A 6,805-nucleotide genomic window follows, 5' to 3' on the forward strand; every position below is an offset into this window, starting at 1 on the left:
GGCCCGGCCCCGGATCGGCCGCGTGAGCACCATCGCCGTCTTCCTGGCCCCGGCGCTGGTCCTGTTCCTGCTGCTGGTCGTCGCGCCGATCCTGGTCGCCAGCTACGCCAGCGTGTTCAAGTGGAACGGCTTCGGCCTGCCGGAGAACAACGTCGGGTTGGAGAACTTCACCCGCGCCTTCGGCGACCCCACCTTCCGGGGCGACCTCTGGCGGGCCTTCCTGCTGATCGCCCTGTCGCTGGTCATCCAGCTGCCGGTGTCGCTCGGCCTGGCCATGCTGCTCAACCAGAAGTTGTCGGGCCGCCGCGCGTACCGGCTGCTGTTCTTCGCGCCGTACGTGCTCTCCGAGGTCACCACCGGCGTGCTGTTCACGTTGGTGTTCTCCCCGAGCCGGGGCCTGGGTGAGGGGCTGGCCCGGTGGCTCGGCGCGGACGCCGGCGCCATCTTCGCCGACCCCGACACGGTGCTGTTCGCCCTGTTCCTGGTGATCTCGTGGAAGTACTTCGGCTTCCACATGGTCCTGTACCTGGCCGGCCGGCAGGGCATCCCCCGGGAGCTGACCGAGGCCGCGGCCACCGACGGGGCCGGCACCTGGCAGGTGTTCCGGCACGTCACGCTGCCGCTGCTCGGGCCCACGATCCGGATCAGCATCTTCCTGTCGGTGATCGGCACCATCCAGCTCTTCGACATGGTCTGGGTGCTCACCGGCGGTGGCCCGATCCACTCGTCCGAGACCATGGCCGTGACCATGTACCAGTACGGCTTCCGCCGGTTCGAGGTCGGCTACGCCAGCGCGATCAGCATGGTCATGTTCATCCTGAGCCTCGTCTTCGCGCTGTTCTACCAGCGGTACGTGCTGCGGCGGGACACCGAGGGCGCGATCACCACCAGGGGAGTCCAGGGATGACCACCACGCAGAAGCCCGGGGCGCGGACGCGGTCCCTCGTCCTGCACCTGATCTCCGTCGCGGTGGGCGCGCTCATCGTGGTGCCCATCGGGTTCGGGGTGCTCGGCGGGTTCAAGGACAACGGCCAACTGTCGAGCAACCCGCTCGGCTGGCCCGACCCGTGGGTGCCGGAGAACTACACCGGCATCCTGGCCTCCGGCGTGTTCTGGCGACAGCTCGGCAACAGCACGCTGATCGCCCTGGCCACCACGTTCGTCGTGGTCGGCGCCGCGGCGATGGCCGCCTTCGTGTTCGCCCGGTTCTCCTTCCGGGGCCGGGAGTTCCTGTTCACGCTCTTCGCGGTGGGACTGATGTTCCCGTTCGCGGTGGCCATCCTGCCGCTGTTCATCCTGCTGCGCACCATGGGCCTGCTGGACAACCCGCTCGGCGTCATCCTTCCGCAGGCCGCGTTCGGGCTGCCGGTCACCATCATCATCCTGCGGCAGTTCTTCCGCACCATCCCCGCCGAGGTCGAGGAGGCCGCGACGCTGGACGGCTGCAGCCCGTTCGGGTTCTTCTGGCGGGTGCTGCTGCCGATGGCCCGCCCGGCGCTGGCCACCGTCTCGGTGTTGGCGATCGTGGCGAGCTGGAACAACTTCATGCTCCCGCTGGTGGTCTTCACCGACCAGAGCTGGTGGACGTTGCCCGTGGGCGTGCAGGCCTTCCAGGGGCAGTACTCCGACGACACCGCGCGGGTGCTCGCGTACGTGGTGCTCTCCATGGTGCCGGCGCTGGGCTTCTACGCGGTGGCGGAACGTCAGCTCATCGGCGGCCTGGCGGGCAGCGTCAAGGGCTGAGCGGGCCCGGGTGCCCGGGCGACGACGAAAGGGCGGGCCGTGGTCTCCGACGACAGCCGGAAAGTCACCATCGCGACGATCGCGCGCCTGGCCGGGGTGTCCGTGCCGACGGTGTCGCGGGTCGTCAACGGTCGCTCCGACGTGGCCGCGCAGACCCGGGAGCGCGTCGAGGAACTGCTCGCCCGGCACGGCTACCGCCGCCGCCCGCCCAGCATGCGGGCCAGTTCCGGCCTCATCGACCTGGTCTTCAACGACCTCGACAGCCCCTGGGCCGTGGAGATCATCCGGGGCGTCGAGGACGTCGCCCACGCCGCCGGCATCGGCACGGTCGTCTCCGCCATCCACCGGCGTACCTCGGCGGCCAAGCAGTGGCTGGACAACCTGCGTACCCGCTCGACCGAGGGGGTCATCTTCGTGACCTCCACCCTGGAACCGCCGCTGCAGGCCGAGCTGCGCCGGCTCAACATCCCCGTCGTCATCGTCGACCCGGCCGGAGTGCCGCCGCAGGAGGCGCCGACGATCGGCGCGACCAACTGGGCGGGCAGCCTGCGCGCCACCGAGTACCTGCTCGGCCTCGGCCACCGGCGGATCGGCTTCATCGCCGGCCTGCCGCAACTCATGTGCAGCCGGGCCCGCCTCGACGGCTACCGCACGGCCCTGGAGTCGGCCGGCGTGCCGATCGACGACCGGCTGATCTACCCCGGCAACTTCTACCACGAGGCCGGGTTCGCCGGCGGCAGCCACCTGTTGCGGCTGTCCGAGCCGCCGACCGCGATCTTCGCCTCCAGCGACCAGATGGCGCTCGGTGTGTACGAGGCGGTCCGGCAACGGGGCCTGCGGGTGCCCGACGACATCAGCGTCGTCGGCTTCGACGACCTGCCCGAGGTCCGCTGGTGCTCCCCGCCGCTGACCACGGTGCGGCAGCCGCTGGCCGAGATGGGCCTGCTCGCCGCCCGTACGGTGCTGCGGCTGGCCCACGGCGAGCGCATCGAGAGCCCCCGCATCGAACTCGCCACCGAGCTGGTCGTCCGCGACAGCGCCGCCCGGGCCGCCTGACCCACGGCCGTCCCGGGCACCCGGAAGGCGATCGGGACCTGTCCGGTAACGCCGCCGGAGCGCGTCCGAAACTTTCGAAGCTAGACTGAGGTCAGGCCGCCGGACACCCTCACCGGCACGGCTGCGCTCGGGCGACGCGCACCCTCGTCGCGACCGGACCTCCAGGGAGCTGACTGTGACGGTGAACAACATCCCCCGGGTCACCATCGCCACGATCGCCGACCTGGCCGGTGTCTCGGTGCCGACGGTGTCGCGGGTCCTCAACGGCCGCTCCGACGTCGCCGTGCAGACCCGGGAACGGGTCGAGGAACTGCTCAACCGGCACGGCTACCGCCGGCGGATGGTCGCCGCCCGCCCCACCTCGGGGCTGGTCGACCTGGTCTTCAACGATCTCGACAGCCCCTGGGCCGTCGAGATCATCCGTGGTGTCGAGGACGTCGCCCACGAGGCGGGGATCGGCACCGTCGTCTCGGCCATCCATCGGCGTGCCTCCTCGGCCCGGCAGTGGCTCGACAGCCTGCGCGGGCGCTCCACCGAGGGCGTCATCTTCGTCAACTCCATGGTGGAGCCGTCGTTGCAGGGCGGCCTGCGACGCCTCAACATCCCCCTGGTCCTCGTCGACGCCGACGGCATCCCCCAGCAGGACGCCTGCACCATCGGCGCCACCAACTGGGCGGGCGGGCTCAGTGCCACCGAATACCTGATCGGCCTCGGTCACCGGCGGATCGGGTTCATCTCCGGCCCACCGCGGCTGATGTGCAGCCGGGCCCGGATGGACGGCTACCGCGCCGCCCTGGAGTCGGCCGGCCTGCCCGTCGACGACAGCCTCGTCCAGCAGGGCGACTTCTACCACGAGTCCGGGTTCGCCTGCGGTACCCGGCTGCTCGCGCTGCCCGAGCCGCCCACCGCGATCTTCGCGGCGTGCGACCAGATGGCGCTCGGGGTGTACGAGGCGGTCCGGCAGCGGGGCCTGCGGGTGCCCGACGACGTCAGCGTCGTCGGCTTCGACGACCTGCCCGAGGTCCGCTGGTGCTCGCCGCCGCTGACCACCGTGCGGCAGCCGCTGGCGGAGATGGGCATGCTCGCCGCCCGCACCGTGCTGCGGCTGGCCAAGGGTGAGGACGTGGAGAGCCGGCGGGTGGAACTGGCCACCGAACTCGTCGTCCGGGACAGCGCCACGCCGCCCCGGGAACGGTAGGCGCCGCGCTCAGGGGATGCGGCGGCCGTGCGCGTCCGGCACCCCGGACTTGCGGAAGAAGTACGCGTTGACCTGGTCCCGCCACTCCTCGGCGCAGCGCACCTGCTCGTCCAGCCGCTCGCGTACCCGGGCGTGCACCCCCGGGTCGAGCAGCCCGACGAGCCGGTCCCACCGCCGCCGCAGGGCGGCCACCTGCTCGGCGCCGGCGAAGTGGGTGTCGTAGATGTGCTGGATGACGGTCGAGCCGTCGTGCAGCACGTGCCCGTACGGCACGTGGTGGAAGAAGAGCAGCAGTTCGTCGGGGCACCGGTCGAGGGACTCGTAAACGTCGCACCACGGCTGCGGGTACTGCCCGGTGAAACCGGTGCCCGAGGCCCGGGTGCGGTCGACGCCCACGCCGTCCCGATCGGCGAAGTGATAGGTGCCCCACGGCGTGTACTCGTACCCGTCCACGTCGGGGCCGTAGTGGTGGCCGGGGCGGACCATGAAGCCCACGCCCAGCGGCGCGGTGTACCGCTCGTAGGTGCGCCACGAGTCGTCCATCATCTCGTGCAGGGTCCGCCGCACCAGGTCGTGGCCGCCGGCCGGGGCCGGCGGAAAGGTCAACCCGATCCACTCGTCGAGCACCGCCGCCGGGTCCAGCCGGGGGTCCCACGCCAGCCGGCCGAAGGCGTACAGGTTGGCCTGGGCCAGCGGGTGCCCGGTCCAGAAGGGGTCGTCGCCGACGTTGGAGACGGCGACCAGCCCACCGCCGTCGCCCGGGCCGCCGGCGGCCAGGGTGGCGACGGTGCGGTGATCGCCCCACGGGGCGAACCCGAGCACCTCGCTCCACCACGGGGCCAGGTAGCACACGTGCCGCTGCTGGCCCGTGTACTCCTGGGTCACCTGCAACTCCACCGCCAACCTGGTGGCCGGCATGGCCGCGAGCACGGGGGAGACCGGTTCCCGCGCCTGGAAGTCCATCGGGCCGTGCTTCACCTGGAGGATCACGTTGGACCGGAACCGGCCGTCGAGCGGGGCGAAGTGGTCGAAGGCGGCCCGCGCCCGATCCGTCGACCGGTCCCGCCAGTCCTGCCGGTGGTCGTAGACGAAGGCCCGCCAGTGCACCAGCCCCCGGAACGGCGCCAGCGCCTCGGCGAGCAGGTTCGCGCCCTCGGCGTGGCTCCGCCCGTACGTGAACGGGCCCGGCTGCCCCTCGGAGTCCGCCTTCACCACGTAGCCGCCGAAGTCCGGGATGCGGTCGTACACCTGGCGGGTGGTCGTGGCCCACCAGGCCCGCACGTCCGCGTCGAACGGATCGGCGGTCGGCAGGCCACCGAGCACGACGGGCGCGGCGAAGGTGACCGACAGATGGACCCGGATCCCGTACGGCCGCAGGACGTCCGCGATCGCCGCGACGTCGCCGAGCCGGTCGGTCAGCAGCCGGGCCTCCGTGGCGTGGACGTTGACGTTGTTGACCGCGACCGCGTTGACGCCGCACGCCGCCAGCAGCCGCCCGTAGTCCCGCACCCGGGTCAGGTCGCCGCGCGGGGAGCCGTCGCACCAGAAGATCGACCCGCCGGCGTAGCCGCGCTCGACCTGACCCATGACCGGGTGCACGTCGACGTTGTCCCAGTGGTCCAGCATCCGCAGCCGCATCGCCGGCCGGTGCCGCTTCAACCACCGGGCGGCACCGAACGCCGACTCGCCGAGCCGGACCACGTGGAACAGGCCGTGGAGCAGCCCCGCCGGCTCCTCGGCCAGCACCACCGTCACGTCGCCGGTCCGGGCCAGGGCGAAGCCCTCGGCGCCGAGCGCCCCGACCCCGTACCGCCGCCGACACTCCGCGGCCACCTCGGCCGCCGCGCCGGGCAGGGAACCGGCGGCGGACAGCGCGAGCACCAGGTCGACGCCGCCGGTCCGGTCCTCCGGGGCCCCGTCCACCGGTCCGGGCCCGGGCTGCCACCGCACGGTGCCGCCGTACCGGTCGCACGCCTGCGCGAGTTCGCGCCGCACGGTCGCGACCAGCGTGCCGGCGCCACACACCAGGACGCGCCGCGAGCCGATGGCGCCGAACGCCTCCGGGGGCAGCCAGGCGGCGTGGACGTCGGTCCGCCCGGCGCCGCTCACCCGTCCTCCCGCAGCACGACGACATCCCGCGCCGGCCGCCGCTCGTCGGCGTCCACGGCGACCACCGGGCCGTCGACGGGCACCTGCTCGGTCACGCGCACCCCATCCCGTCTGGGTGTCCGGGATTCGCGGCCGATTTCCGAAAGTTTCGGCAACCCGACGATACTTGCTGAGCGAATCTAGGGCGTCGTCCGTCAGTGGGTCAAGGGGTCGAGGCAGGCGGATATGCAGCTGTTAAGCGGTTTCCGGCATTGACCGTCGTAAGCCGAATGGCCGCCGCACTGCGGGCAGCGCCTTCGTCTACCGCCGGATCTTGTGGTAACGTGCGCCGAAATTTTCGGATGCCGGGGTGAAGCTGCCATGGCCATGTTCGATCTTCCGGGCGGAGGACGGCACGGTGCATCCGTGGTGACGCGCGCCGGCACCGCCGGAGGGCTAGTCGTGGCGGGCCGAGCTGTCCCGGACCACGAGTTCGGTGGCCAGTTCGACCCGGGGCGACTCGATCTCCTCGCCCTGGGTCAGGCGCAGCACGGTGCGGGCGGCGAGCCGGCCCATCTCCACGAGCGGCTGCCGGACCGTGGTCAGTGGCGGGGAGGCCCAGCGGGCTTCGGGCAGGTCGTCGAAGCCGACGATGCTGACGTCGTCGGCGACGCGCAGTCCGCGGCGGCGGACCGCCTCGTAGACGCCGAAGGCCATCTG

6 protein-coding genes are annotated in these 6,805 nt (G+C 72.1%); 4 read left to right on the forward strand and 2 right to left on the reverse strand.

The features are described from left to right. From IEY96_RS30240 to IEY96_RS30255, 4 genes are all read left to right on the forward strand, one after another. A partial coding sequence (locus tag IEY96_RS30240; protein WP_229791980.1) for a carbohydrate ABC transporter permease occupies positions 1-907 on the forward strand: 907 nt, incomplete at its 5' end. Further along, positions 904-1,743, forward strand: coding sequence for a carbohydrate ABC transporter permease (locus IEY96_RS30245; protein WP_189198205.1), 840 nt, complete (start codon positions 904-906; stop codon positions 1,741-1,743). The genes IEY96_RS30240 and IEY96_RS30245, both read left to right, overlap by 4 nt. 39 nt (positions 1,744-1,782) lie before the next feature. Further along, the gene (locus IEY96_RS30250) at positions 1,783-2,799 is read left to right on the forward strand and encodes a LacI family DNA-binding transcriptional regulator (RefSeq protein WP_189198206.1); all 1,017 of its coding nucleotides are present in this window, start codon (positions 1,783-1,785) and stop codon (positions 2,797-2,799) included. A 175-nt stretch (positions 2,800-2,974) separates the two neighbouring features. Beyond that, positions 2,975-3,997 carry a LacI family DNA-binding transcriptional regulator gene (locus tag IEY96_RS30255; RefSeq protein ID WP_189198207.1) on the forward strand — a complete coding sequence of 341 codons (1,023 nt, stop codon included), beginning with the start codon at positions 2,975-2,977 and terminating at the stop codon, positions 3,995-3,997. 9 nt (positions 3,998-4,006) lie between these two features. Here the strand turns inward: IEY96_RS30255 and IEY96_RS30260 are convergent, their stop codons facing one another. Further along, positions 4,007-6,106, reverse strand: a complete 2,100-nt coding sequence (locus IEY96_RS30260) for an alpha-glucuronidase (RefSeq protein WP_189198208.1) — start codon at positions 6,104-6,106, stop codon at positions 4,007-4,009. Positions 6,107-6,541: 435 nt separating this feature from the next. After that, positions 6,542-6,805, reverse strand: a 264-nt coding sequence (locus IEY96_RS30265; protein WP_189198209.1) for a substrate-binding domain-containing protein, incomplete at its 5' end; no start/stop codon positions are given.

Origin of the sequence: Micromonospora fulviviridis (assembly GCF_014648395.1) — a bacterium.
GTDB lineage: Bacteria > Actinomycetota > Actinomycetes > Mycobacteriales > Micromonosporaceae > Micromonospora > Micromonospora fulviviridis.